Genomic DNA, 25,668 nt, shown 5'->3' with positions numbered 1-25,668 from the left:
TGTCAGATAATGATACTCCCGTACAGCCACAGCTTGAGCGTTAAAAGCGTCGCACGCAATGGGTACGGCTACATTGGATAATGCAGAGGTGGAACTCCTGTGGGCTATGACAAAAGCCGTTGAATTGCTTAAAAACTATTTTTACAGAAAGGGGGTATGTGTTATTGATAATGCTGTAAAAACAATTCAAAAGAAAAATAACAAGTGTGGCATTGGAAACAGAGGAAAGACAAAGATTGTTGTAAAAGAGCATTTTTCCGAAAAAGGAAAGACAATGGAAGAACTTCTGACTGATGTTATGCTTGAAAAAGCAAAGCAGACAATCGCATAAATTCGGTGCAGTTGTAAGAAATAGATTGAATGTGAAAAATAACCCATGTTATACTTTACTTGCAAGCAGGTATTGTAAACATGGGTTAGTTATAAAGGAGGATAACTGACAATGAAACAACAGATTTACAATACTGCACTTTATCTTAGGTTGAGCCGAGATGATGAATTACAAGGCGAAAGTTCCAGCATTACCACACAAAGAAGTATGTTGCGTCTATATGCAAAAGAACATCATTTGAATGTGATTGATGAATATATTGATGACGGCTGGTCGGGGACAAATTTTGACAGACCGAGTTTTCAGAGAATGATTGAGGATATAGAGGCAGGAAAAATCAACTGTGTTGTAACAAAAGACCTTTCCCGACTTGGCAGAAATTATATTATGACAGGACAATATACAGAATTGTATTTTCCCAGCCATAATGTCCGTTACATAGCGATTGATGACGGTGTAGACAGCGAAAAAGGCGAAAGTGAGATTGCACCATTTAAGAACATTATCAATGAATGGGTGGCAAGAGATACGAGCCGTAAAGTGAAATCAGCGTTTAAGACAAAATTTGCAGAGGGTGCTCATTATGGGGCTTATGCTCCGTTAGGATATAAGAAACACCCTGATATCAAAGGAAAACTGCTGGTTGATGAGGAAACGAAATGGATTGTTGAAAAAATCTTCTCCCTAGCCTATCAAGGCTACGGTAGTGCAAAAATCACAAAGATACTGCGAGAAGAAAAAGTCCCGACAGCGTCTTGGCTGAATTTTACAAGGTATGGTACTTTTGCACATATCTTTGAGGGAAAGCCCGACAGCAAGCGTTATGAGTGGACGATTGCTCATGTCAAGGCAATCTTAAAAAGTGAAGTCTATATCGGGAACAGCGTTCACAATATGCAGTCTACGGTATCGTTTAAGAGCAAGAAGAAAGTACGAAAGCCTGAAAGTGAATGGTTTCGAGTAGAAAACACGCACGAGCCGATTATTGACAAGGAAGTGTTCTATCGTGTGCAGGAACAGATAAAATCAAGGCGTAGACAGACAAAGGAAAAGGCAACGCCGATATTTGCAGGGCTTGTCAAGTGTGCGGATTGTGGCTGGTCTATGAGGTTTGCGACAAATAAGGCGAATAAAACACCGTATAGTTATTATGCTTGCAGTTACTACGGGCAGTTTGGCAAAGGTAATTGTTCTATGCACTACATTCGTTATGATGTGCTGTATCAAGCCGTATTGGAACGATTGCAATATTGGGCTAAGGCAGTACAGCAGGACGAAGAAAAGGTATTGCATAAGATACAGAAAGTCGGTAATGCCGAGCGAATACGGGAAAAGAAGAAAAAGGCAAATGCCTTGAAGAAAGCCGAGAACCGACAAAATGAGATTGACCGATTATTTGCGAAAATGTATGAAGATAGAGCCTGTGAGAAGATAACAGAACGAAACTTCATTATGCTGTCGGGAAAATATCAAAAGGAACAGATAGAACTGGAACAGCAGATAACAAGCCTAAGAGAAGAATTAAGTAAAATGGAACAGGATATGATAGGTGCTGAAAAGTGGATTGAGTTAATCAAGGAGTATTCCGTACCAAAGGAACTGACAGCACCGTTATTAAATGCAATGATAGAAAAAATACTCATTCACGAAGCAACAACGAATGAGGAGAACGAAAGAATACAGGAAATAGAGATATACTACCGATTTATTGGAAAAGTAGACTGATAATGAGGCTTCATATCTTTAACTAAGGGAAAGCGGCTTGTCAGTTCCTGATTCTGATATGTTGATCTCCCTATCGGAAGCGCTTGCAACACCCGTGAGCACGCTGCTTGGAGAAAACGTCACGGAGCCGGAAGCTGATGACTTAAAGGCGATTTCCGCAAAGCTAGAGGTGATAAACTTGCAGCTCGCACAGAGAAAAGCCGCAGGAAAGAAAATGCTGCATTGGCTCCTTATCGCATTGTGCGCAGGCATAGCAGCAATTTTTGCATTCTTATTGGCGTTGGAAAGTCCTTACCTGGGCTGGGATTACAGTGATCCGGAAACGGCTGTTCTCGGCGTTGCGTTGCACGCATTTGAATGGCTGTTTGTCAGAGTGGCGCCGCTTATCTTGGTTGCTGCATTCCTTGGACTTTTCCTGACACGAAAGGACTAGATGATGAAACCCGAAAGGCAGATACAGTATGACCGTATCTGCCTTTTATTATCGCTTCAGCCTTTTCAGTACGGCTTGCGCTTCCGCACGTCCCTCGCCGCTGGCGATGATGGCTACTGCGTACACCGCCGCGCCCGCCGCGACCGCGCAGACCAGCCGCAGCAGGTTATTCGCGGGCAACAGCGTGCAGCCAAACGCCGCCGCGCCGCAGAGCAGCGCACAGACCAGGATGCGCGCCAGGCTTTTCGCGGGTACGCGGAAAATAAAGCGCTTGCGCACGCGCACCGCCGTAATGATAAAATACGAGGCGAACGCGACGACCGAGCCGAGCGCGCCGCCGGTGAACCCGAGCGTTTTGAGCAGCACAACGCTGCACACTACCTTGATGGCCGCCGCCGCTGCGCTGTTCTGCAGCACATGGATGGTGGACTGCTCCAGCTCATACGCCTTGTTGGCGTATTCGGTCAGCCCCATGAAAAGCATGGCGAGCGCGGTGTAGGCGATGACCGGCGCGCCCGCGTCGTACCCCGCCGCGAACAGGAAGCGGGACATGGGCAGCGCCACCGCGGACAGCCCTGCGACAGCCGGTACCGCGATCAGCAGATACAGCCGCACGCCCTGGTCGAGCAGCGGCTTGGCGGCGGCCTGTCCGCCGTCGCGCCAGGCGCGCAGCACGTTCGGGTATACGCCGCGCATGATGCCGACCGAGATCATCGTAAAAATACCAGAAGCGATCGAGTTGTTCTGGTTGTAGACCGCAAAGGCCTCCTTGCCGAAAAAACCCGTCACCAGATAGCGGTCGATCATGTTGAGCAGCGCGACCGCGATCGATACCCCCATGAGCGGCACGCCGTAGGCGAAAAACTTGTGCAGCAGGGGGCGGGAGAACCAGCGCAGGCGCGCGACCGTCGGGATGGACAGCGCGAAGACCGCGCCCAGGCCGGCCAGACCGTCCGCGAGGGTGTTGGCGATGAACGCGGGCGCGGCGGAGGGGTAATCGGATGCGCCGTGGACGATCGCATAAGCGATAGCCAGCTTGCCCGCCGCGGAAAACAGGCTGAGCGAGATGGAGGCGCGCATCCGGCCGAGCTGGATCAGCGCGGAGTTGAGGATCTGGAACACGGTATAGCTGAAGAACATGCACGCGCCGCCGAGCCAGACCGGATCGCGCGTGACCGCGGCCGCGCAGAGCGCGACGGCCGCGACGGCCGCGCAGATCAGCAGATAGATGGCTGAAACGGTCGAAAACAGCGCGCTGGCGCGGTCCCTGCGGAATTCCTCGCCCACATAGCGCGTGGCGGCGTTCGCCATCCAGCCCGCGACGACCAGATAACAGAACTGCACGGTCGTGTTGACAATGCCGAACGTGCCGACCGCGCCCTGTGTGAAAATATGCGTATACAAGGAAGAGCACGCGATGACGAGCAGCCCCTCGACCACCTTGGCGGGGAGGAACAGCATCGCGTCGCGCGTCATAGTGTTTTTACCGGACAAATGAGGAACCCTCGCTTTCGGTCAGATAACCATAGTATAGCATGATATGGCGGCAAAAACAAATACGGCTTTGCTGGAAACGCCTTTTCCTTGCGGCGGGCGCGGCGGTATGCTATGATAAAACCGGATGGAACAATACACAAGCTGTGAACGGAGGAATGCAATGTACAGCCAAAGAGGGAAGATCAGGATACCATCCTATGTTTTTATTTTGCTGTTGGCCGTTATTTTGGGCGGCTACCTGTTCAGCGGCGGGCTGGCCGGTGTGAATGCCCGCGCGCTTGAACACGCGGTGGAGGCAATACCGGAGGAGTCGACCCAGGTATCCCTGAACGAGCTGGTCCCGTTCGAGTGGGACGAGGTATATACATTTGGCCCATATACCTCGAAGGAGGAAATCCAAAGCATCATCCGGCTGGACAGTGACGCAGTCAAGGAGAGCGTCAGCGAGGGGATGGTGCAGCTTGTGTTTGTCGAGTGGGGGAAGGAAAGGGTCGTGGCGAGCGTTTGTGCGTATCCGGATAACCTTGGCTACGATATCCGCATCCCTTTCAATCACGGGGACGAGGGATACGGCGTGCTGCGCTATGAGGACAACGCCGTGTTCTCCAAAAGCACGGAAAACGGCGTGACCGTTCTTACCTATCTCCCGTGAGCGGGAGAGCCGCCCCTGACGGGCGGCTTTCTTTTGCATTTGCCGGTGTTCCGTGGTATACTATGGTATACTCATGCGAGTATTACCAGCCTTATCAGGAGGAGTTGCCCTTGCGAGTCATGCATGTTATGGGCGGCGGCGACGTGGGCGGCGCCAAAACCCACATTATGAATATGGTCACCGGCCTGAGCCGGCGGAACGAGGTTATGCTGCTTTCGTTTCGCGCAGGCCCGTTTGCGGATGAGGCGCGTGAGCGCGGCATCGACGTCCGCGTGATCGAGCGGCATAACCCGTTCCGCGCGGCGCGCGCGATGCGCGACCTGGTGGACGAGTTCCGGCCGGACATTATCCACTGCCACGGCGGTCGCGCCAATCTGATGGGGGCGATGGTACGCCGTTCGCGCCAGGTGCCGATCGTGACGACCGTGCATTCGGATTATAAGCTGGACTATCTCGGCAATCCGTTCAAGCAGCATACATTCGGCGCGGCGAACGCGGTCGCGCTGCGTTTTCTGGATTTTTACCAGCCGGTCGCGGACCGGATGGCGCGCACGCTGATCGAGCGCGGCTTCGATCCCGAACGGATTGTGAAGATTTACAACGGCATGGATTTCAAACGGCCGGAGGGCGAATTTGACCGTGCTGCCTATCTGCGGGATACCTACGGCGTGGAGGTGGAGGAGGGCGACGTGCTGTGCGGGATCGCCGCGCGTCTGACCGCGGTCAAGGATATTGCGACGACCGTGCGCGGCTTTGCCGCGGCGCTTGAGGAGGCGCCGCAGCTGCGCCTGTTCATCGCGGGCGACGGCGAGGATGAGGAGATGCTCCGCAGGCTGTGCGCCCAGCTCGGCGTGGCGGAGCGCGTGACGTTCTGCGGCTGGGTTTCCCCAGTCGGGCCGTTTTTCCGCGCAATGGACATCAACCTTTTGTCCTCGGTGTCCGAAACTTTCCCGTACTCCATCCTCGAAGGCGTCTGCGCGGGCTGCGCGACCATCTGCTCGGATGTGGGCGGCATGCCCGAACTGATCGACACGGGCGAAAACGGCTATATTTTCCCAGTTGGGGACGACCGCCAGCTTGCCAGATACATGGCGCGCCTGGCAAACGACCCCGCGCTGCGCTGCGCCTTTTCCGAGGCGCTGTACGACAAGGCCTCCCGCGAGTTTTCCCGCGAGAATATGTGCGCGCGGCAGGAGGCGAATTACCGCCATCTGCTCGCCCGCTTCCACCGGCCCAAACACGAGCGCGAGAGCATCGTGATCTGCGGCGCGTACGGGCGCGGCAATGCGGGCGACGACGCTATTTTGGAGGCGATCGTGCAGGAGATGCGTGCGCTCGATCCGGAGCGCACGATCTGCGTTATGTCCCGCCGCCCGAAAGAGACTCGCCTGGTCTACCGGACGAACGCGATTTATACGTTCAACGTGTTCGCCGTGCTGCGGCGGTTCCGGCGCGCGGCACTGTATATCAACGGCGGCGGCTCGCTGATGCAGGACGTCACCTCAACGCGGTCGATCTGGTATTACTGCTACACCCTGCGCGCGGCGAAAAAGCGCGGCTGCAAGGTGATGATGTACGGCTGCGGCATCGGCCCGATCAACCGCGCGGGCAACCGCGTCATGGCGGCCAAGACGATCGACCGGTCGGTCGACCGCATTACGCTGCGCGACGATAACTCCCGTTCGCTTCTGGCCGAGATGGGCGTGACCCGTCCGGACATCCGCGTATCCGCCGACCCGACGATTATCCTGGACCCCGCGCCGCGCGAGGTCGTGTCGCTCGCCATGGAGCAGAGCGGCATCGATCCTGAGGGGCGCTATATCGGCTTCGGCCTGCGAAACTGGAAAGGGCTGGACGCGGCGTTGCCCGAGATTGCGGCGGCGGCCAATTACGCCTATGAGAGACATGGGCTGACACCGGTGTTCGTCCCCATCGAATTCCCGAACGACCTGCTGCCCGCCGAGCGGGTGGGGGCGCTGCTCCGCTGCCCGTGGCACGCGGTGCGCACCCGCCAGCCGATCGAGGTGACCATCGGCATCCTGGCGCGCATGAAAACCGTGGTCGGCATCCGCCTGCACTCGCTGATGTTTTCCGCTGGACAAGGCGTGCCGGTCGTGGGCATGAGCTACGACATCAAGGTGGACGGTTTTCTCAAATATATCGGCAGCCGCACCTGTCTGCAGCTGCAGACCGTGCGCGCGGAGCCGCTGTGCCGCCTGATCGACGAGTGTGTGTCCGGCGCGCTGGATGGGGAGGTGCGCCGCACCGCCGGAATGCTGCGCGAGCGCGAGCAGGAGAACGTGCGCTGCGCTGCGCTGTTGCTGGGATTGAAGTGTGAAAAAAAGGACGGGGAAAACGCATGAAAAACCATATCGTCTGTCTGTCGACGACCAACTACCACCCGCTGCCGACCCGCAAGCAGAACGTGATGAGCCGCCTGCGGAACGCGGAGGTGCTGTATTTTGATCCGCCGGTGTCGGTGATTGCGCCGCTCAAGGCCAAAAAAGCGTCCGCGTATCTCTCGAAATACAAGCGGCCGGGGGAAAAGGTGGAGGGGCATGAAAACATCACGGTCTACGCGTTGCCGCCCGTCCTGCCGTTTTTCAACAAGTTCCGGTGGGTCAACCGCCTCAACCAGAAGCGCCAGGCCGCATTCGTGCGCCGGAAGATGTGCGAGCACGGCTTCGGGGAGGAAACGGTGCTCTGGTGCTACTCGCCGTCCTCCTGCGATATCGCGGCGCATGTGCCGCACCGCGCGCTGGTTTATGACTGCGTGGACCGCCATTCGGCTTACAAGGGGCATATCGATCCGGTGGTGGTGGACCGGATGGAGCGCGACCTTGCGGGGGTGGCGGATCAGGTGTTCGCGACTGCGGTCGGGCTGGCCGAAACGCTGGAAAAGGTGAACCCCACGACAAAAATGATCCCGAATGGCGCGGCGTATGAGATCTTTTCGCGCGTGCAGACCGAAAAAGGCAGCCTGCCTTGTCCGGAAGATATGAAAAGCCTGAAGCATCCAGTGTTCGGGTTTGTGGGCATGCTGCAGGAGTGCATCGATTACGCGCTGATCGAAAAGCTGGCAAAGGATCGGCCGGATGCGACTGTTTTCCTGATCGGCCGGACGCTGCCGGGCGTGGACCTGTCGCATTTGCGGCAGTATCCCAATATCGTGTTCCACGGCCTGGTGCCGCAGCCCGAGCTGCCTGCGTACCTGGCGCAGATGGATGTATGCCTGAATGTGTTTCGCGCGGGTGCGCTGAGCCGCGACGTATCCCCGCTCAAGTTTTACGAGTACCTTGCGACCGGCAAGCCGGTGGTTTCCACACGCGAGCCGCTGCAGGTCGAGGATTTCGCGGACGTGGTGTATATCGCGCACGACGCGGACGAGTTTATCGCTATGTGCGACGCGGCAGCGACGGAAAATGATCCGGAGAAAGTGGCCAAACGGTTGGCCTATGGCGCGCAGTGCTCCTGGAGCGAGCGCGTGCGCCAGATTGAGGCGGTGCTGTACGGAAAGGGCGTTCTGCACGAAAGCTGAGAGCCGCGGCCCCCATCTTTGGGCATTTGTACAAAACGAGAAAAAACGGCGTAAAACGCTTGCAATACACAGGCGCTTTGGATAAAATATTAATGTATCTCCACTGATAGCAGGACAAGCAGCGAAAGAGGTGTACACATGATCGGAAGCGTGTTTCTGGATAAGGCGGCGCAGTCTATCCGCATGCAGTTCTTCAATCTGGGTACCGGGCATTCGTGCATGCTTTCGGGCATCGGTGCAGCTAATTGAGCGCGTATATAGGACACGGGTCTATCCGTGTCCTCATTTGTTTTTGAGGAGGAATATGCGATGAAAAAGGTGCTCGTCGTCATGGGGTCGGACAGCGACCTGAAGGTTATGGAAAAATGCGTGGACCGGCTGAAATCGTTTGCCATACCGGCCGAGGTGCGGATCTGCTCCGCGCACCGCACGCCCGCGGCGGCGGAGCAGCTTGCGAAAAACGCGGCGGCAGAGGGCTTCGGCGTGATCATCGCAGCGGCGGGCAAGGCCGCGCATTTGGGCGGCGTGCTGGCAGCCTACACCACGCTGCCGGTCATCGGTGTGCCGATGGGAACCAGCGTGATGGGCGGCATGGACAGCTTGCTGTCCATGGTGCAGATGCCCAAGGGCATTCCGGTCGCGTGCGTGGCGATTGACGGCGCGGACAACGCAGCCATCCTAGCGGCGCAGATGCTCGCCCTGTCGGACGAAGCGCTTGCCGGAAAACTGCGGCAGTTTAAGCAGGAAATGGCCGACGAGGTCATGGCCAAGGATGAAAAGGTAAAGGCGCAGTTTGCGTAACCACCTGCGCGGACTGGGTAAAACCCAAAAACAAAGGTTTGTTTGTTTTTAAATTACACATATAAATGGAGGAAATGGACATGCAAAAGAAAGAGCAGATGTACGAAGGAAAGGCAAAGAAAGTGTTTGCGACCGACGACCCGAACCTGGTCATCGTCGATTACAAGGATGACGCGACCGCGTTCAACGGGGAGAAAAAGGGGACGATCGTCGGCAAGGGCGCGATCAACAACGTCATGTCCAACCACATGTTTCAGCTTCTGGAGCAGCAGGGGGTGCCGACCCATTTCGTCGAGCAGCTCTCTGAGCGCGAAACGGTTGTGAAAAAGGTTTCTATCGTACCGCTCGAGGTCATTATCCGCAACATTTCGGCCGGCTCCTTTGCCAAGCGCTACGGCGTGGAGGAGGGCATCGTGTTCGACGAGCCGACCGTCGAATTCTCCTATAAGAACGACGATCTGGGCGACCCGCTCATGAATGCGTACCACGCGATCGCATTGAAACTCGCCACCCGCGAGGAGATCGAGCAGATCAAGGGCATGGCGTTCAAGGTCAACGAGGTCATGAAGCAGTATTTCGATACGCTGAACGTACTCCTGGTCGATTTCAAGCTGGAGTTCGGCAAGACTGCGGACGGTAAAATCGTGCTGGCCGACGAGATCAGTCCGGACACCTGCCGCCTGTGGGACAAGACCACCAAGGAGAAGCTGGATAAGGACCGGTTCCGCCGCGACCTGGGCGGCGTCGAGGAAGCGTATCAGGAGATCATGAAGCGCGTGCTGGGCAAGTAACCGCCTGCGGGAACGCGCCTGATCGGGCAAACCCAAAACCGGAAAAAGATAAGGAGCAACTATGGGAGGATTTTTTGGCGCGGTCTGCAAGCAGGACTGCGTACTGGATATATTTTTCGGCGTGGACTATCATTCGCACCTGGGTACACGGCGGGGCGGCATGATCGTCTACGACAAGGAGGTCGGCTTTCAGCGCCAGATCCACAATATTGAAAATACCCCGTTCCGGACCAAATTTGAAAAGGATCTGCAGGATTTCCAGGGTTGCAGCGGCATCGGCTGCATCAGCGATACCGACCCGCAGCCGCTGCTCGTGCGGTCCCACCTTGGCCTGTACGCGCTGACCACGGTTGGTATCATCAACAACGCGGAGGAGCTGGTTTCCCGCTATTTTTCCGACCATGGCCATCAGTTCATGGCCATGAGTTCGGGCAAGGTCAACTCCACCGAGCTGGTTGCGGCGCTCATCAACCAGAAGGACGACCTGGTATCCGGCATCCTGCACGCGCAGGAGCTGATCGACGGCTCGCTCACCCTGCTCGCGCTGACGCGGGAGGGGATCATCGCCGCGCGCGACAGGCTGGGTCGCCTGCCGGTGCTGATTGGCAGAAGCGAGGACGGGCATTGCGTTTCGTTCGAGTCGTTCGCGTACCACAAGCTCGGCTATGAGGATGCCTATGAGCTTGGGCCGCGCGAGATCGTCAAGGTCACGGCGGATGGATTTGAAACGCTGTCGCCGGCCGGAAAGGAAATGAGAATATGCGCGTTCCTCTGGACGTATTATGGCTATCCCAATTCCAATTATGAGGGTGTCAACGTCGAGGTGATGCGCTACCGCAACGGTGAGATCATGGCGTGCGACGATAAAAAGCGCGGCCTGGCGGAAAATGTGGATTTTATTGCCGGCGTGCCGGATTCCGGCGTGCCGCATGCGATCGGCTACGCCAACGAATGCGGCAAACCGTTTGCGCGTCCGTTTGTCAAATATACCCCGACCTGGCCGCGCTCGTTCATGCCGGCCAACCAGAAGATCCGCAATCAGGTCGCCAAGATGAAGCAGATCCCAGTACCCGAGCTGATCGAGGGGAAAAAGCTGCTGTTCGTGGACGACTCGATTGTGCGCGGCACCCAGCTGCGTGAAACCGTTGAGTTCCTGTACGAATCCGGCGCAAAAGAGGTCCATATGCGGTCGGCCTGTCCGCCGATCATGTACGGCTGCAAATACCTGAATTTCTCCTCCAGTAATTCCGAGATGGAGTTGTTGGCCCGCCGCACCGTGCAGGAGCTGGAGGGCGATGAGGGGCAGAAGCACCTGGAGGAATACGCGGATGCGAATACCAAGCGCGGCCAGTGCATGCTCAAGACAATTTGCGAAAAATTTGGATTCAGTTCGCTCGGCTATCAGTCGCTTGACGGACTGCTGGAGGCCATCGGCCTGGACCACGATAAGGTCTGCACCTACTGCTGGAGCGGCAAAGAATAAGCCGCTCCCATATTAAACGACGAAGGAGTATTACTATGAGTGAAAGCCGTTCTGAAAGCTACAAGGCTGCCGGCGTTGACGTGACTGCGGGCTATGAAGCGGTCAAGCTGATGAAGCCGATGGTCGAATCGACCTTTACCAAGGGCGTGATGGGTACGCTGGGCGGTTTTGGTGGCCTGTTCCGTCCGGATTTCAAGGGCATGGCCGACCCCATCCTGGTTTCCGGTACGGACGGTGTGGGTACCAAGCTCAAGCTGGCCTTCCTGATGGATAAGCACGACACGGTGGGCATCGACTGCGTGGCCATGTGCGTCAATGACATCGCGTGCTGCGGCGCACAGCCGTTGTTTTTCCTGGATTATATCGCGGTCGGTAAGAACCATCCGGCCAAGATCGCGCAGATGGTTTCCGGCATCGCGGAGGGCTGCCGCCAGGCGGGCTGCGCGCTGATCGGCGGCGAAACCGCGGAGATGCCCGGCTTTTATCCGGAGGACGAGTACGACATGGCAGGGTTCTCGGTCGGCATGGTGGATAAGGAGAAAATGATCGACGGGACGACGATCCGGCAGGGCGACGCGCTGGTCGGCGTGGCTTCCTCGGGCGTACACTCGAACGGCTATTCGCTCGTGCGCAAGACGCTCGGCATCAATGAAAAGTCCGTGCGCCGCTATATCGACGAGTTTGGCAAAACCCTGGGCGAGGAGCTGCTCACCCCGACCAAAATCTACGTCAAGGCGATCCAATCCCTGATGGGCAAGGTGGATGTCAAGGGCATCAGTCATATCACCGGCGGCGGCTTTTACGAAAACGTGCCGCGTATGCTGCCCGAAGGCATTTGCGCGAAGATCGAAAAAAGCGCCATGCCGGTGCCGCCGGTGTTCGGCCTGATTGCCAAAACGGGCGGCATACCGGAGCGCGATATGTACAACACGTTCAATATGGGCGCGGGGTTGGTGCTTTCGGTTGCCGCGGAGGACGCGTCGCGCGCGGTCGCCGCGATCTCGGCCGCGGGAGAAAAGGCGTATATCATCGGCGAGTGCGTGAACGGCGAGAAGGGCGTGGAACTCGTCTGACGCCGGCGCGGCTACGCAGAGTTTGATTCAATGCGCGCTGCGGCGCAGAAAATGGAGATCCAATATGATAAACATTGCAGTTTTGGTTTCTGGCGGCGGTACGAACCTGCAGGCGCTCATCGATGCGCAGCAGGCGGGCAAGATCGAAAACGGGCGCATCGCGTTTGTCGTCTCCTCCAATCCGGACGCGTTTGCGCTGGAACGGGCGGCGAAGGCCGGTATCCCCTCCGCGGTGCTGCGGCGCAGGGAGTTCGCTTCTCCCGACGCATACGGCGCTGCGCTGGACGCGCTGCTGCGCGAACGGGAGATCGGGCTGGTTGTGCTCGCAGGCTTTATGACCGTGCTCAGCGCGGACTTCTGCCGCCGTTATGAGAACCGCATCATCAATATCCATCCCTCGCTGATCCCCGCGTTCTGCGGGGAGGGCTTCTACGGCTTGCGCGTCCATGAAGCGGCTTTGGCAAAAGGGGTGAAGGTGACCGGCGCAACCGTGCATTTTGTATCTGAAGTGGTGGACGGAGGCGCGATTATCTCGCAGAAAGCGATTGAAGTGGAGGACGATGACACGCCGGAGACGCTGCAGAAGCGCGTGATGGTTCAGGCGGAATGGCAGCTGCTTCCGCAAGCCGTGTCCGATTTCTGCGCGGGCAGGCTGACCGTCGACGGCGCGGCCGTCAAGAGAAAGTAACAAAGGAGTGTGTTTGCGTTATGAGCAAAAATGTGTTCAATATCGCGGATGAGTTGGTGTCCAACACCTATCCGGGCCGCGGCATCATTTTCGGCCGTACAAAGGATAACAAAAGGAACGTTGCGGCCTATTTCATCATGGGCCGGTCGGAGAACAGCCGGAACCGCGTGTTTGTGGAAACCGAGGATGGAATCCGCACGGAAGCGTTTGACCCGTCCCGAATGACCGACCCCTCCCTGATTATTTATCATCCGGTCCGTGTCTGCGCGGGTAGGACGGTCGTGACCAACGGCGACCAGACGGATACGATCTGCGACTATCTGCGGCAGGGAAAAAGCTATATCGACGCCCTGCGCACCCGCCAGTTTGAGCCGGACGCGCCCAACTATACCTCCCGCATTTCCGGCGTGATCAACGAGGACGGCTCGTACAGCCTGTCTATTCTCAAAAACTTTACCTCCGACCGGACCTCGAACAAGCGCTTTTTCTATGAATATGACAAACCGGTGCCTGGGCTGGGCCATTTTATCCATACCTACCTGTGCGACGGCAACCCGCTGCTCCCGTTCCGCGGCGAGCCGAAATGCGTCCGCATCGAGCTGCCGCTGCAGGAGTTCGCGGACATGATGTGGGACAGCCTGAACGAACAGAACAAGATTTCGCTCTTCGTGCGGTATATCGACCTGGAAACGGGTAAATACGAGCAGGTCATCAAAAACAAGCATGTGAAATGAGGGGAAACGAATGAAAGAACTGGCATTGAAATACGGCTGCAACCCCAACCAGAAGCCCGCGCGCATTTTTATGACCGAGGGCGAGCTGCCGATCGAGGTCCTGAACGGCAAGCCGGGGTATATCAATTTCTGCGACGCGTTCAACGCGTGGCAGCTGGTCAAGGCGTTGAAAAAGGCGACCGGCCTGCCGGCCGCGGCCTCCTTCAAGCATGTTTCGCCTGCGGGCGCGGCGCTGGGTAAGCCGCTGACCGACGTGGAAAAGCAGATCTATTTCGTGGAGGCTGACCACGAACTGTCGCCGATCGCATGCGCCTACATCCGCGCGCGCGGCGCGGACCGCCTGTGCTCCTACGGCGACTGGGCGGCGCTGTCGGATACCTGTGATGCGGATACCGCAGCTTATCTCGCGCGGGAGGTATCGGACGGTATTATCGCGCCGGACTACACTGCCGAGGCGCTTGAGATCCTCAAGACCAAGCGCAAGGGCGGCTACAATGTGGTTAAGATCGATCCGGACTATGCGCCGAAGCCGGTTGAGCAGCGCGATATCTTCGGCATCCGCTTTGAGCAGGGCTATAACGATTATGAGATCAATGAAAGCCTGCTCACCAATATCGTGACCGAGCAGAAGGAGCTGCCGGAAAGCGCCAGGCATGATATGATCCTCGCGCTGATCACGCTTAAGTATACGCAGTCCAATTCCGTGTGCTATGTGAAGGACGGTATGACCATCGGCGTGGGCGCGGGCCAGCAGAGTCGCATCCACTGCACGCGCCTTGCGGGCAATAAGGCGGATAACTGGTTCCTGCGCCAGCATCCCAAGGTGCTGGGCCTGCAGTTCAAGGAAGGTATCCGCCGTCCGGACCGCGACAACGCGATCGACGTATATATTTCGGACGAATACGAGGATGTGCTGGCGGAGGGCGTTTGGCAGAATACATTCGCGGTCAGGCCGGAGCCGCTCACCCGTGAGGAGCGCCTGGCCTGGATCAAGGGCAATGCCGGCGTCACGGTCGGTTCCGACGCATTTTTCCCGTTTGGGGATAATGTAGAGCGCGCGCGCAAGTCAGGCGTGCAGTATATCGTCCAGCCGGGCGGCTCGATCCGCGATGATAACGTGATTGAAACCGCGAACAAATATGGTATTGTGATGGCGTTCACCGGCATGCGCCTGTTCCATCATTGAGCCGGAGCAACGCTTCCGGTGCGGCGGTCTGGACGCTGGCTGCCTTTGCCGCGCAGATAGCGGCGTCCCTGTTCCTCAATGGGACGCTCCGGCCGGTCGGTATGCTGCTGATGGCGCTGTGCTATCTGATGAACGCATTTGCGGCATTCTGGCTGCGTTGCTGGGTCGCTTTGGGCGCGTCAGCGGTGGGTGCTCTGCTCACGGTGACGGTACCGAACGGTACGGATCCCGCATGGGTCGGCAATATGGCGGTCAACCTGCTGTTCCTGCTGTTCTACCTGCCGATGGAGCGCGATTTTGACCGCCGGCTGCGTGCGGCCGACGCCTCTGAGCAGACGCTGCGCCTGGGCCGCACCTGGGCGATGGCGACGCTTGTGCAGCGCGGCGCGTCCATGATGGGCTTTCTGCCGTATTTCGAAGGGCAGGCCGAGCTTTCGGTCCAGCAGGGCGCGTATACCGTGCTGTTCTGCGTGCAGATGGGGCTGGAGGTTGTGGCGCTGCTTGCGGCGGTGGTTTCCTATGCTTGGATGGTGCGGTATTTGTGGCGCGCGAAAACGCTGCTTGCGGAGGATAAAGTATGAATGTTCTCAAAAGCTATTACGCCTATCTGGGGATCGCGGCCGGCATTGTGATCAAGCTGGCGATGCTGGGCAGCACGGCACTGGCGGGCAACTGGATGCTGGAGCTGGTGGCGTATGCCGTGATCTCGGCGGGCGCGCTTTCCCAACAACAGGCGTCTCCGTGGTTCCGGCGGGCGAGTATCACAGCGGATGTGCTGATCGGCTTTACGGTGGTCTGCGGGCCAGCGGTCCTGCCGCCGTATTGGGGGAATATCCTGGAGTATGCTTCGCTTGTGCCGCTTATTCTGCTCGGCTGCATGCTGCTGCTTGCGGCGGCGGACCAGATGCGCGCGGCGGGGCGGCAGGTCGTTCTGGAATGGGTGCTGGTGGCTGTATGGAGCACAGGGTATATCCTGTGGCTTGTCATGGCGTTCGACTGGCTGGAGGAGCCGGTGGTCGCGCAGGGGATCCGGATCGCCAGCATGCTGCTGCCGTTGGCCCATGTCGCCCTACTGGTGGATATGTTCCGCGCCCAGCAGCAATACATCCGTATGGAGGTAGATAAATCATGAAAGTTTTGGTAATCGGCGGCGGCGGCCGTGAGCACGCGATCGTCCACGCTTTGAAAAAAAGCCCCAAGGTAGATCATATCTGGTGCGCGCCGGGCAACGGCGGCATCGCGCAGGAAGCGGAATGCGTGGAGATCAAGGCGACCGATATCGACGGTGTCGTTGCGTTTGCAAAGGCACAGCGACCGGATCTGGTGATGGTCGCGCCGGATGATCCGCTTGCGCTGGGCATGGTGGATGCGCTCGAAGAAGCGGGCATCCGCGCGTTCGGCCCGCGGAAAAACGCGGCAGTTATTGAGGGGAGCAAATCATTCGCCAAGGAATTGATGAAGAAATACGGCATCCCCACCGCGTCCTATGCGGTATTTGAGGATTCCACCGCCGCGATCGACTACATCAGGCGGAACGGCGCTCCGATTGTGGTCAAGGCGGACGGCCTGGCGCTGGGCAAAGGAGTAACGGTGGCAATGACAGAGGAAGAAGCGGTTGCCGCGGTCAGGGACGCGATCGACGGGCATGCGTTCGGCGGCGCGGGCGCGCGCGTGGTGATCGAGGAATACCTGACCGGTCCCGAAGTTAGTGTGCTGGCGTTTGTGGACGGGAAGCACCTGAAAACCATGCCGTCCGCGCAGGACCATAAGCGCGCCTACGACGGTGACGCGGGACCGAACACCGGCGGCATGGGGGCGTTTTCCCCTTCCCGTTTCTATACGGAGGAGATCGCGGCCGTTTGTATGGAAACGATCTTCCAGCCGACGGTCGCGGCGATGGCCAAGGAAGGGCGGCCGTTCAAGGGCGTGCTGTATTTCGGCCTGATGCTGACGCCCAAAGGGCCGAAGGTGATCGAGTATAACGCACGGTTTGGCGATCCGGAAACGCAAGCCGTGCTTTCGCGGCTGGAAACCGATCTGTTCGATATTTTCAATGCAGTGATCGACGAAAAACTGGATGAAATCGAAATCCATTGGGCCGACAACGCTGCGTGTTGCGTTTGCATGGCGTCCGGCGGATATCCCAAGGCGTATGAAAAGGGCAAGGAGATTACCGGCCTTGCGGATGTGAAGGATTCGTTCGTGTTCCACGCGGGTACGGCGGTCAGGGGTGGTACATTCGTCACCAGCGGCGGGCGTGTGCTGGGCGTGACCGCGGTCGCCCCCACGCTGGAGGAAGCAATCCGCAAAGCGTATGCGGATGTGGAAAAAATCCATTTTGAGGCGGCGCATTACCGCAGGGACATCGGCGTTAAATAAGCGATGCACGGCGCGGCAGGGAGTCCGCGCCGTGTTCCATAAGGAGAGATATAGGAATATGAAAATAGAGCAACAGGAACAGATATTGAGCTGTATGTCCGATGTGCTGAATCAGAACGGGTTCCGCGCGGAGGTAATGCGGCAGGAGGGCGCGCCGACGCTGCTGCGGTGCGAGGCTATGCGTCAGGGCAAAGTGGCCAAGGACGTTGTGATAGAATGCTGCTTTATCCCGATGCAGCTTCCGGCGGAGGATATGGGGCTGCTGCAGTTTTTCGTCACACTGTTCCAGGGCGCGCCGGATACGCATGAGACGCAGCTTCGCAAGGCGTGCGTCTACTGCAACGATTTCTGCGCGCTGGGTGCGTTCGGCTTTTTTGAGCAGGCGGGGCAGATCTACCTGAAGCACAATACCTTAGTGGATGGCTCGCTGGAGCTGGAAAAGATCATCCCGTTTATTGCGGATAATATTTCCGTGCTGCTGGCAGCGGTCACGCGGTTCATCGACGGGCTAGCCCAGATCGCTTACGCAGGTATGACGCTTGACGCGGTGATCGATCAGGAGCTGTTCCCTAAGCTGGGCTGAAACGGCTGCCGCAAAACATCGGATAAACGCGGAGAAACCGCGCGAAAAGAGAACCACAAAGCAAAAGCAGCCGGAAAGGCTGCTTTTTATTTGCGCACGGTTTGACGCTGAAAACGTAGAATAGAGATGTTTTTTGCGAATATCGGTCTTGTTTTTATAAAAATGAATAAATAGTCTTTTTAGAGTGCCGATATGATGCACGATAGAAAGCGGGAGCCGTGAAAAATATCCGCGTAGCGGGTGGCAGGGACTTTCCTCCGCGTCTGATTTCGGGTATAGTATAGTCATATCAGGGAAAGGGTCCGCGCCACACGGCCAGCGACCTGGCTCGCGTTTTTTTTGAACCAAACGGCAGGAGGTCGGCTCTTATTGACAGGTGTACCAAAACAGGCGGCGCATAAACCTAAAAAATTTTTTTGAACCGATTGCCGTTTTCGGTGCTCTTATTATCAGGTACACCGAAAACGGAGAAAGGACATTGCAAACATGACCGATGAAGAACTGGTTCGCCGGATGCAGCGGGGCGATATGCAGGCGTTTGACGAGTTGTATGCGCGCTATAAAAACGACGCCTACCGCGTCGCATGCCTGATTACGGGAAACCGTGCGGACGGTGAAGATTTGACGCAGGAGGCGTTCGTCATCTGCGCGCGGTCGATCGGATCGCTGAAAGACGGTGCGAAATTCCGACCGTGGCTGCTGAAAACGCTGTCGCGGGCAGCGTGGAAGTACTGCCGGAAAACCAAACGCGAGACACCGGTCGCGGAATTCTTTGAAACCGGAGAGGCGGAAAGCGCGCTGTCCGCCGTACTCCGCACCGACGAGCAGCGGCGGCTGTATGAAGCGCTGTATGCGCTGGATGAAAAGCGGCGCGTCGTGACGATTCTGTATTACTTTGACGACCTTCCGGTTAAGGAGATCGCATGCACGCTGGGCGTGACCGAAGGTACGGTAAAATCCCGCCTGTTTTCCGCCCGCCGCCATCTGCGGCAGGCGCTGACCGCAAAAGAGGGAAAGCCAAAGGAGGCTGCAACAAATGGATGAAATGAAGATGGACCGCACGATCAGAGAGACGATGAAGCAGTGTGCAGAGGGGCTGGAAGCGCCCGACAAGCTGAAGACACGGATTGATTTTGCGCTGAAGAGCGGAGCGCCCGCAGAACTGCGCCGCCGGCCCAAATGGGGCAAGCGTCTGGCAGCGGTATGCCTGGTGGCGGCAGTTGCCGTGACCGGCGCGGTCGCGGGCAGCGGCGTTGTAAGCTGGGGATCGAGTACCCGACTGGATAAGAACTGGACGGATTTCGAAAAAACAGCCGCCTATGTGCAGGAAAATATAGCGGGAGCGAAATATGTTGAGTCATTCTCGAATGGCTTCGTCTTTGAAAAGGGTAACGAGAGCATGACCGATAAACGGGACGAAAACAACCATACTCTGGGTTCGTTTACCGGTATTCAGCTCGATTATGAGCAGGATGGCGTAAAATTGACATTGGCTTTTGATCCGGTGCAGGAGGAAGGCGAGTATACCTCTCCCTACGATACGGTACGCACGGTGGCGGGTACCGAGGTACACTACCGCGAGATGAAGGGCATTTATTTGCCGGCTGATGGCAACAGCCAGCCCACGGCGGAGGAACAGGCGGCATTCGATCGCGGCGAGATCAATATTGCTTACGGTTCGGACGAGCGTGAGGAAAAGGTGTTTTACCGCGTATCGTGGATCGAGGGTGACATCGCTTATTCGATCTATACCTTTGACCCGGGCAGCCTGACGATGGATGATTTCTTCCAGATGGCGCAGGAGGTCATTGAGGCGTAAAAAAACAGGCAAACCGCTGTTGACAAGTCGGCAGCGGTTTGTTAATATATAGCTGTACTATTACATACAGTACAGATAATACACGAGGGTGAGGTGTATCCCATGAAAAAACGGTTGGCGGCATTCGCAACAGTGCTTGCGCTCCTGCTGCCGCTCGTGCCGGCGGAGGCGGCCGCGGCGGGCAGATACGGGCAGCACGGGTTTACCGAGGTAAAAACGCAGGGTACAGGCGAAGGAACATACCATCTGCTCCGGCATACGGATACGGGCGCACAGGTCGTCTGGCTGGAAAACGGCAGCGAAACGCGCGAGTTCGCGATCGGCTTCCGAACCCCGCCGGAGGACAGCAAGGGCGCGAACCATGTTCTGGAGCATTCCCTGCTCAACGGAAGCGAGCAATATCCTCTCAATGACCTGATGCATATTCTGCGCAACAGCTCGGTCGCGCAGGAACTGAACGCGTATACGAGCGAGGATTATACCACCTATGTTTTCCGCACCGAGGCGGAGCAAGACTTTTATAATCTCGCGGATATTTATACGACGTGTGTGCTGTTCCCGCTGCTGCGCAGCGAGCCGAATATTTTCAAGCAGCAGGGTATCCGCATCGAATATTCGGACGGAAAAGCGCGATATAACGGTATTGTGTACAGCGAGCTGCGGCTGAAAAGCCTGGATACAGACCAGAATTCGCTAGATTTTGTATCCGATAAGCTGTATGAAAACCTCTATGGCGACTCCCCAGCAACATTTGATTCCGGCGGCGCGATACCGGAGCTGCTTGACCTGACCTATGAGGACGTCATGTGGGTATACGACACCTATTACCGCCCATCCAATATGCTGGTATATACGGCGGGAAAGCAGGATATCGGTAAAACGCTCAAAATGCTGGATGGATATTTGAATAAAACAGACAAAGGTGAAACGCCGGCTGTGACCATCCAGGCACAGCCGATCGCGCAAGCACAGATCGTACAGGAGTATAATGTGACCGGTTCCACGCAGACGGTGGACATCGGCTTTATGGCGCATGGGCCGAGCATCCTGGATACAGGGAAGATGGAGGCCTGGGGCGCGATGCTGACCTGTCTGCAGCGGCAGCTTGGCGAGGCGTTCCCCGAGGCGCTGCCCTATACGGTGGGCGGCAATGCGGGCGGCATCTACAATGTCGGCGTGATACTGTCCGAGGTGCCGGTGGAGCAAAAGGATGAGGTGGTTTCGGTATTCCAAAAGCTGCTGGAGAATGCGGCGCAAAACGGCTTCCCAACCGCGTTACTGGACGAAGTGCTTGACCAGCAGCAGAAAGCGCAGCAGTTTGCACGGGAAGAGGTGTTTATGGGCTTCACCTATGCGGGGGACCCCTTCGCTTGCATCGACCGATCGGACGTTATTGCGGATTTGCGACAGGATATGTCATATTTTAAGTCGCTTGCGGCAGAATGGAGGGACAGCAAGTTCCAAACAATCGTCATCTCCGGCAATGGCGCGGCTAAGTACTCCATCCCCGAACCGCGGTTGGACGCGGCCGGATTGGAGCAGGTGAAGCGGGACACCGAGGCGTTTAATGCTTGGCTGGACCAGCCGGATGATCCAGCGGTACTCGCCAAACTTCCCACACTCGACCTGAACGCCTTTTCAGAGGACCCGTTTTCCATGGAACAGACGAGCCAAACCACGGATGGCGTGACCTGGTATTTCAATGAGGCGACGGATACGGAAGCGCCGGCATTTTCTCTTTATTTCCCAATCGAACTTCGGCAGGAGGAAGCCTCCGTATGGTGCCTGCTGTGCGAATATCTGAACGATCAGTTCGAGGAGGCAGGGCTGTCCCTTTATACTGGAATGTCTTCGGGCGAACGGTATGACGCACCGGATACGCTTCAGCCTGCATTCGCCCTCGGTGGCGGTGTGGAAGCCGGAAAGGCCGCGGATGCGGTACAGGCGGCGGCAGAGCTGCTGCGTGGGCAGCCGTTAGCGGATGCGGCTGCGTTACGTACCTTTCTGACCGAACGGAGAGACAGCCTGCGCGCACAATATCGGGATCCGTATTACTATGAATACAGCATGATGCTGCAATCCAGCACCCAAGCAAACCGCTTCATGGACCGCGTTCCGGCGGGGTTTGTCGGCTCGTCTATGTCTTATAAGGCGTTTATTGAGGAAGCGGCGGCAAACGAGGGCGGGGACGCCGCGCTGCTCGAACAGATGCGCACCCTGCTGGAGCGTGTACTTCAGCGCACAGGGGTGGTCGCGGAGTTTACCGGAAGCCGCGCGGATTTTGAAGCGTTCCGGCGCGCGGCTGCGGCATTTGTCGCGGCGCTGCCCGCGGGAACAGGCATAGCCTCCTGCGAATGGATTTCCGGCGGATGGCCGAGCGCGCTTGTGGTATCCTCAAACACGCAGGACGCCAACCATGTCATGCTGACCGGCCAGTTCCGCACGCCGCCGGAAAATATGGCGGTTTACGATGTGCTGGGGCCGCTGCTGACTGCGAAATACATGCTGCCGGAGCTGCGCGACAAGCGCGGCGCCTATGGCGCGAGCCTGCTGTTCGATGCAAACGGCGTTACCATGGTTTCGTCAGGCGGCGTGAGCGTGGACGAGGCGGTGGCGGTGTTCCGCGGGGCGGCGGATTACCTGCGGTCGATGCAGCTTGCGCCGAGCGAGCTGGCGGGCTTTCAGGTAAATGCGGTCAACACCTTTGACATGGACGCGGAATGGTCGCGGGCAAGCGGCTTGGGCCTGGCACGGTCCGGACGCACCCAGGCGGATTATGCGGCGGAACGCGCGGCGATCCTTTCCTTGACCGAGGACGACCTGAAGGCCTGCGCGGATGAGCTGGAAGCCATGGTCGCACAGAACCGCGTATTTGCGCAGACGACCAGGGCGGCGGGAAAAACCGTACAGTTTCCGTTTGCCGCGCGGGTGGATGCGGCCACAGGCAAGGTCACGCCGCTGCTCAAGACGAATATCCCAAGGTCGGATGATACGGCGCCGGTCACGCGCGGGGAGGCGGCGGTGCTGCTGGCGGACAGCCTGACCGATCAGACTGCGGTGGAGCAGCCCGAGCTGGCGCGGTTTGCAGATGTAAGCCCAGACAGTGCGCACGCGGCTGCGCTGGCGCGGCTGCACGACCGCGGCCTGCTGAACGGCTATGCGGATGGCAGCTATCAGCCGGACGCGCTCCTTACCCGCGCGGAATTCTGTGTGATCGCTTCCACGCTGTCCGACAGCGATTCCACAGCGGGGGCGCCCGTGTTTACCGATGTATATCAAGGCTATTGGGCGCAGGCGGCGATTGAAAAAATGGCGGCGCAAAACATCCTTCAAGGGGATGGGGACGGCCGTTTCCGGCCGGAGGAGCCGATCACCGCGCAGGAGATCACCTTGATTTTGCAGCGCCTTTCTGCGATCAATCAGGGAGAATAAGAGGAAAAACAGAACAAAAAGCAGAAAAGCGTCCGTATGGACGCTTTTCTGCTTTTTAAAACCGCTCGCAGTAGCCCTCGCCGCCATTGGCCAAGGACTTGAGCGCCTGCTCGGACCGCTCGTTCGGGTCGTCCGCAATGGAAACCGCGTCGGTCAGCGTCTCCTGCGTTTCCCGCGGCAGATCGAAGAACCGCTCCATCGCGCGGGTGTTGTGTCCCAGCTCATTGAGGAAAGAAAAGGGGATATCCGCGGAGACGCGCTTTTTCTTTTCATTTCGTTCCATTCGTACCGCTCCTTTCGATTGCAGTATGTGCCGGAAGCATGATATAATACGGATACAAACCGGAAAAAGGAGCGCCGTGAGGAATGGAGCTTATTAAAAATAAAATTTATCGCTGCCAGATCAGCGATTATACTGCGGATGGCACGGGGTTCGCCAAAATCGGGGGACGCGCGGTGTTTGTCCCGCGCACCGCCGTGGGCGACCAGTGTGACGTGCGGCTTGTCAAGGTGACGAAAAACGTTGCGTTTGGCCGTGTGGAAAAGCTGGTTGCGCCTTCCGGCGCGCGCATAGAACCTGCCTGTCCGGCGGCGGGACGGTGCGGGGGCTGCTGTTACCAGCACATCACCTACGAGGAGGAGCTGCGTGCGAAGGGGAAAAAGGTGCGCGACGCGCTGACTCGTATCGGCGGGCAGGACGGAAGCAAGCTGCTTGGCATTACCGGCGCGCCCGCTACCGTGCATTACCGGAACAAGGCGCAGTATCCGGTCGGACGGGATAAGGAGGGCGGTATCGTCACCGGCTTTTATCGGCCGCGCAGCCACGAAATCGTGCCGGTCGAGCGCTGCCTGATCCAGTCGGAAACAGCCGACCGCATTGCTGCGGTTGTACGCTCCTGGATGCAGGAGTTTGACGTGCCGCCGTATGATTACGGTGCAAACCGCGGTGCGGTGCGGCATATTTACGTCCGTGTAGGCGAAAAGAGCGGCGAGAGCCAGTTGACACTGATTACGGCGACACGCAAGATGCCCGCGCTGGAGGTACTCGTGAGCCGCCTGCGTGAAAGCGAGCCGGCGCTGACCGGTATTTTGCTTAACCACAACCAGCGCGGCGACAACGTAATACTCGGCGACCGGACCGATGTGCTGTGGGGGGAGGCCATGTTGGAGGACCGGCTTTGCGGACACTCCTTCCTGCTTTCGCCCGAGGCGTTTTATCAGGTTAACCATGCCCAGGCCGAGCGTCTGTACGCGTGTGCGGCGGACTTTGCGGGGTTGATGGGAGAGGAAACCGTGCTGGACCTGTACTGTGGCGCGGGGACGATCACGCTGACGCTGGCGGAACGGGCGAAAACCGTGATCGGTGTGGAGATCGTGCCGGAAGCGGTGGAGAATGCCAAAAGGAACGCGGCGCGGAACGGAATGGAAAACGTGGAATTCCTGTGTGCGGACGCAGGGCAGGCGGCGCGGCAGCTTGCCGGACGCGGCATCGATGTGCTGGTTGTCGACCCGCCTCGAAAGGGCTTGGACGAAGTAGCGCGAGACGCGATCCTGAAGATGCTGCCGCCGCGTGTGGTGTATGTATCCTGCGATCCGGCCACGCTCGCCCGCGACGTTGCGGAGCTGTGCGGCGCAGGTTATTGGCTGGAAAGGGCGCAGGCGTTTGACATGTTCCCGAGGACGAGCCATGTGGAGACGGTATGCCTGCTGCAACGATGAAAACGGAAAGAGGGGCTTTCGCTTTGCACCAAAAGGGAAAAGCTATGAAAGTTTATTTTGACAAAGAAGGGCTGATAGAAAGCCTAGAATTTTATCGTGATAACAATGCACGATATTTTTTGTTTTTTAGTGTCAGTTCGGTATATCCTTTTGTCAAATATGAAGAAGAACTGGCAGAAATAAATGATTACTGCCTGTTTGTATTATGCCAGCTTGAGAACAAATTAAAGGCGCTGATTGCTGAGTCGGAAGGCCGGTTTGAATTGGTAAAGGGTTACCGGCGCCAAAGGGAATACACGGTGGAAGAACTGGACGTTTTTTTTGATCCGGCATATATGTTTTCGCCAGTGACCACTTGGGAAAATCTTTCTCACGATATTAACAAAAATACAATGCTGCTGTTGCTTCTTTCATATTTGGAGTCCTCGCTCAATGAAATTGCACAATGGTTTTGTGAGGTATGTTCGATTCCTTTGGGAAAGAAACAGAAAGGAACCAACGAAATTGCGTTTTATATTCAAAAAATAGGCGAGTGTTGTCAGTGCGATTTAACAGAAACGCTGCAGAAGGAATTGTTGTATTTGGGCAGAGTAAGAAAAATAAGAAATCGGTTTGTTCATAAAGCGTGGGAGCAGGAGGAGGAGCAATACGATCAGTTTTATCTGTGTGACGTATTTCGAGTCGTGTCGATGATTTTTACCCAAATAGAAAGGGCGGCGTGCCATAAAGGAATCATTGAGGAAGACCAACTGTTCTCCAAAGGATAGAAATTTGTCCGTGTTGGAGCAGGAAAGGCATATTGTC

The 25,668-nt window shown here is 57.1% G+C and carries 23 protein-coding genes and 1 pseudogene; 22 read left to right on the top strand and 2 right to left on the bottom strand.

From position 1 onward, the window contains the following. Nucleotides 1-58 precede the first annotated feature (58 nt). The 3 genes and pseudogenes from RX717_RS11510 to RX717_RS11500 all read left to right on the top strand — a co-directional run. A complete protein-coding gene (locus RX717_RS11510; RefSeq protein ID WP_431833315.1) occupies nt 59-331 on the top strand; it encodes a hypothetical protein in 273 nt (90 codons plus the stop codon). Between the two features lie 111 nt (nt 332-442). Then, on the top strand, nt 443-2,056 hold the full coding sequence (locus RX717_RS11505) for a recombinase family protein (RefSeq protein ID WP_316960296.1): 1,614 nt from the start codon (nt 443-445) through the stop codon (nt 2,054-2,056). A gap of 28 nt (nt 2,057-2,084) precedes the next feature. Beyond that, nucleotides 2,085-2,489 (top strand): annotated as a pseudogene (locus RX717_RS11500) (helix-turn-helix domain-containing protein); the annotation flags it as partial. A 48-nt stretch (nt 2,490-2,537) separates the two neighbouring features. Here the strand turns inward: RX717_RS11500 and RX717_RS11495 are convergent. Further along, complete coding sequence (locus RX717_RS11495; RefSeq protein WP_159068194.1) at nt 2,538-3,983, bottom strand: lipopolysaccharide biosynthesis protein; 1,446 nt, start codon at nt 3,981-3,983, stop codon at nt 2,538-2,540. A 163-nt stretch (nt 3,984-4,146) separates the two neighbouring features. Between RX717_RS11495 and RX717_RS11490 the strand changes: the two genes are divergently transcribed. The 17 genes from RX717_RS11490 (at nt 4,147) to RX717_RS11410 (ending at nt 23,145) form a co-directional block, all read left to right on the top strand. Next, entirely contained in the window at nt 4,147-4,638 is a 492-nt protein-coding gene (locus tag RX717_RS11490) for a hypothetical protein (protein ID WP_054328067.1), read from the top strand. 119 nt (nt 4,639-4,757) lie between these two features. Further along, complete coding sequence (csaB, locus tag RX717_RS11485) at nt 4,758-7,001, top strand: polysaccharide pyruvyl transferase CsaB (protein ID WP_242977981.1); 2,244 nt, start codon at nt 4,758-4,760, stop codon at nt 6,999-7,001. Next, nucleotides 6,998-8,176, top strand: coding sequence for a glycosyltransferase (locus RX717_RS11480; protein ID WP_107631832.1), 1,179 nt, complete (start codon nt 6,998-7,000; stop codon nt 8,174-8,176). The genes csaB and RX717_RS11480 overlap by 4 nt, the downstream gene beginning before the upstream one ends. Nucleotides 8,177-8,485: 309 nt before the next feature. Then, complete coding sequence (gene purE / locus RX717_RS11475) at nt 8,486-8,977, top strand: 5-(carboxyamino)imidazole ribonucleotide mutase (RefSeq protein ID WP_107631833.1); 492 nt, start codon at nt 8,486-8,488, stop codon at nt 8,975-8,977. Between the two features lie 80 nt (nt 8,978-9,057). Further along, the gene (purC, locus tag RX717_RS11470) at nt 9,058-9,768 is read left to right on the top strand and encodes a phosphoribosylaminoimidazolesuccinocarboxamide synthase (RefSeq protein ID WP_054328062.1); all 711 of its coding nucleotides are present in this window, start codon (nt 9,058-9,060) and stop codon (nt 9,766-9,768) included. A gap of 61 nt (nt 9,769-9,829) precedes the next feature. Further along, nucleotides 9,830-11,251 (top strand): amidophosphoribosyltransferase, encoded by a 1,422-nt coding sequence (locus tag RX717_RS11465; protein ID WP_107631834.1) that lies wholly within the window; start codon nt 9,830-9,832, stop codon nt 11,249-11,251. Between the two features lie 35 nt (nt 11,252-11,286). Next, nucleotides 11,287-12,324, top strand: a complete 1,038-nt coding sequence (gene purM, locus RX717_RS11460; protein ID WP_054328061.1) for a phosphoribosylformylglycinamidine cyclo-ligase — start codon at nt 11,287-11,289, stop codon at nt 12,322-12,324. 64 nt (nt 12,325-12,388) lie between these two features. Continuing rightward, nucleotides 12,389-13,012, top strand: coding sequence for a phosphoribosylglycinamide formyltransferase (gene purN / locus RX717_RS11455; protein ID WP_054328060.1), 624 nt, complete (start codon nt 12,389-12,391; stop codon nt 13,010-13,012). 20 nt (nt 13,013-13,032) lie between these two features. Further along, nucleotides 13,033-13,746, top strand: coding sequence for an IMP cyclohydrolase (locus RX717_RS11450; protein WP_107631835.1), 714 nt, complete (start codon nt 13,033-13,035; stop codon nt 13,744-13,746). A 10-nt stretch (nt 13,747-13,756) separates the two neighbouring features. Further along, on the top strand, nt 13,757-14,932 hold the full coding sequence (locus RX717_RS11445) for a phosphoribosylaminoimidazolecarboxamide formyltransferase (RefSeq protein WP_054328058.1): 1,176 nt from the start codon (nt 13,757-13,759) through the stop codon (nt 14,930-14,932). Next, the gene (locus RX717_RS11440) at nt 14,929-15,513 is read left to right on the top strand and encodes a hypothetical protein (protein WP_054328057.1); all 585 of its coding nucleotides are present in this window, start codon (nt 14,929-14,931) and stop codon (nt 15,511-15,513) included. Before RX717_RS11445 ends, RX717_RS11440 begins: the two co-directional genes overlap by 4 nt. Continuing rightward, nucleotides 15,510-16,064 carry a hypothetical protein gene (locus RX717_RS11435; protein WP_107631836.1) on the top strand — a complete coding sequence of 185 codons (555 nt, stop codon included), beginning with the start codon at nt 15,510-15,512 and terminating at the stop codon, nt 16,062-16,064. Before RX717_RS11440 ends, RX717_RS11435 begins: the two co-directional genes overlap by 4 nt. After that, entirely contained in the window at nt 16,061-17,311 is a 1,251-nt protein-coding gene (purD, locus tag RX717_RS11430) for a phosphoribosylamine--glycine ligase (protein WP_054328055.1), read from the top strand. Before RX717_RS11435 ends, purD begins: the two co-directional genes overlap by 4 nt. A gap of 58 nt (nt 17,312-17,369) precedes the next feature. After that, entirely contained in the window at nt 17,370-17,894 is a 525-nt protein-coding gene (locus tag RX717_RS11425; RefSeq protein WP_107631837.1) for a hypothetical protein, read from the top strand. Nucleotides 17,895-18,380: 486 nt separating this feature from the next. Beyond that, entirely contained in the window at nt 18,381-18,938 is a 558-nt protein-coding gene (locus RX717_RS11420; RefSeq protein ID WP_107631838.1) for an RNA polymerase sigma factor, read from the top strand. Beyond that, nucleotides 18,931-19,713 carry a hypothetical protein gene (locus RX717_RS11415; RefSeq protein ID WP_107631839.1) on the top strand — a complete coding sequence of 261 codons (783 nt, stop codon included), beginning with the start codon at nt 18,931-18,933 and terminating at the stop codon, nt 19,711-19,713. Before RX717_RS11420 ends, RX717_RS11415 begins: the two co-directional genes overlap by 8 nt. A gap of 102 nt (nt 19,714-19,815) precedes the next feature. Then, a complete protein-coding gene (locus tag RX717_RS11410; protein WP_316960295.1) occupies nt 19,816-23,145 on the top strand; it encodes an S-layer homology domain-containing protein in 3,330 nt (1,109 codons plus the stop codon). Nucleotides 23,146-23,200: 55 nt separating this feature from the next. Here RX717_RS11410 and RX717_RS11405 read toward each other — a convergent pair whose 3' ends face one another. After that, the gene (locus RX717_RS11405) at nt 23,201-23,428 is read right to left on the bottom strand and encodes a hypothetical protein (protein ID WP_316960294.1); all 228 of its coding nucleotides are present in this window, start codon (nt 23,426-23,428) and stop codon (nt 23,201-23,203) included. An 83-nt stretch (nt 23,429-23,511) separates the two neighbouring features. Here RX717_RS11405 and rlmD point away from each other — a divergent pair, with 83 nt between their 5' ends. Next, entirely contained in the window at nt 23,512-24,864 is a 1,353-nt protein-coding gene (gene rlmD / locus RX717_RS11400) for a 23S rRNA (uracil(1939)-C(5))-methyltransferase RlmD (RefSeq protein ID WP_107631841.1), read from the top strand. Continuing rightward, complete coding sequence (locus RX717_RS11395) at nt 24,846-25,631, top strand: hypothetical protein (RefSeq protein WP_147574475.1); 786 nt, start codon at nt 24,846-24,848, stop codon at nt 25,629-25,631. Before rlmD ends, RX717_RS11395 begins: the two co-directional genes overlap by 19 nt. The last annotated feature ends 37 nt before the right edge of the window (nt 25,632-25,668 follow it).

This window comes from Intestinibacillus sp. NTUH-41-i26 (genome assembly GCF_032769475.1).
In the GTDB taxonomy this organism is placed as follows: Bacteria; Bacillota; Clostridia; order Oscillospirales; family Butyricicoccaceae; genus Agathobaculum; species Agathobaculum ammoniilyticum.
The sequence above is the reverse complement of the archived record's forward strand: the minus strand, read 5'-3'. Positions and strand labels throughout refer to the sequence as shown.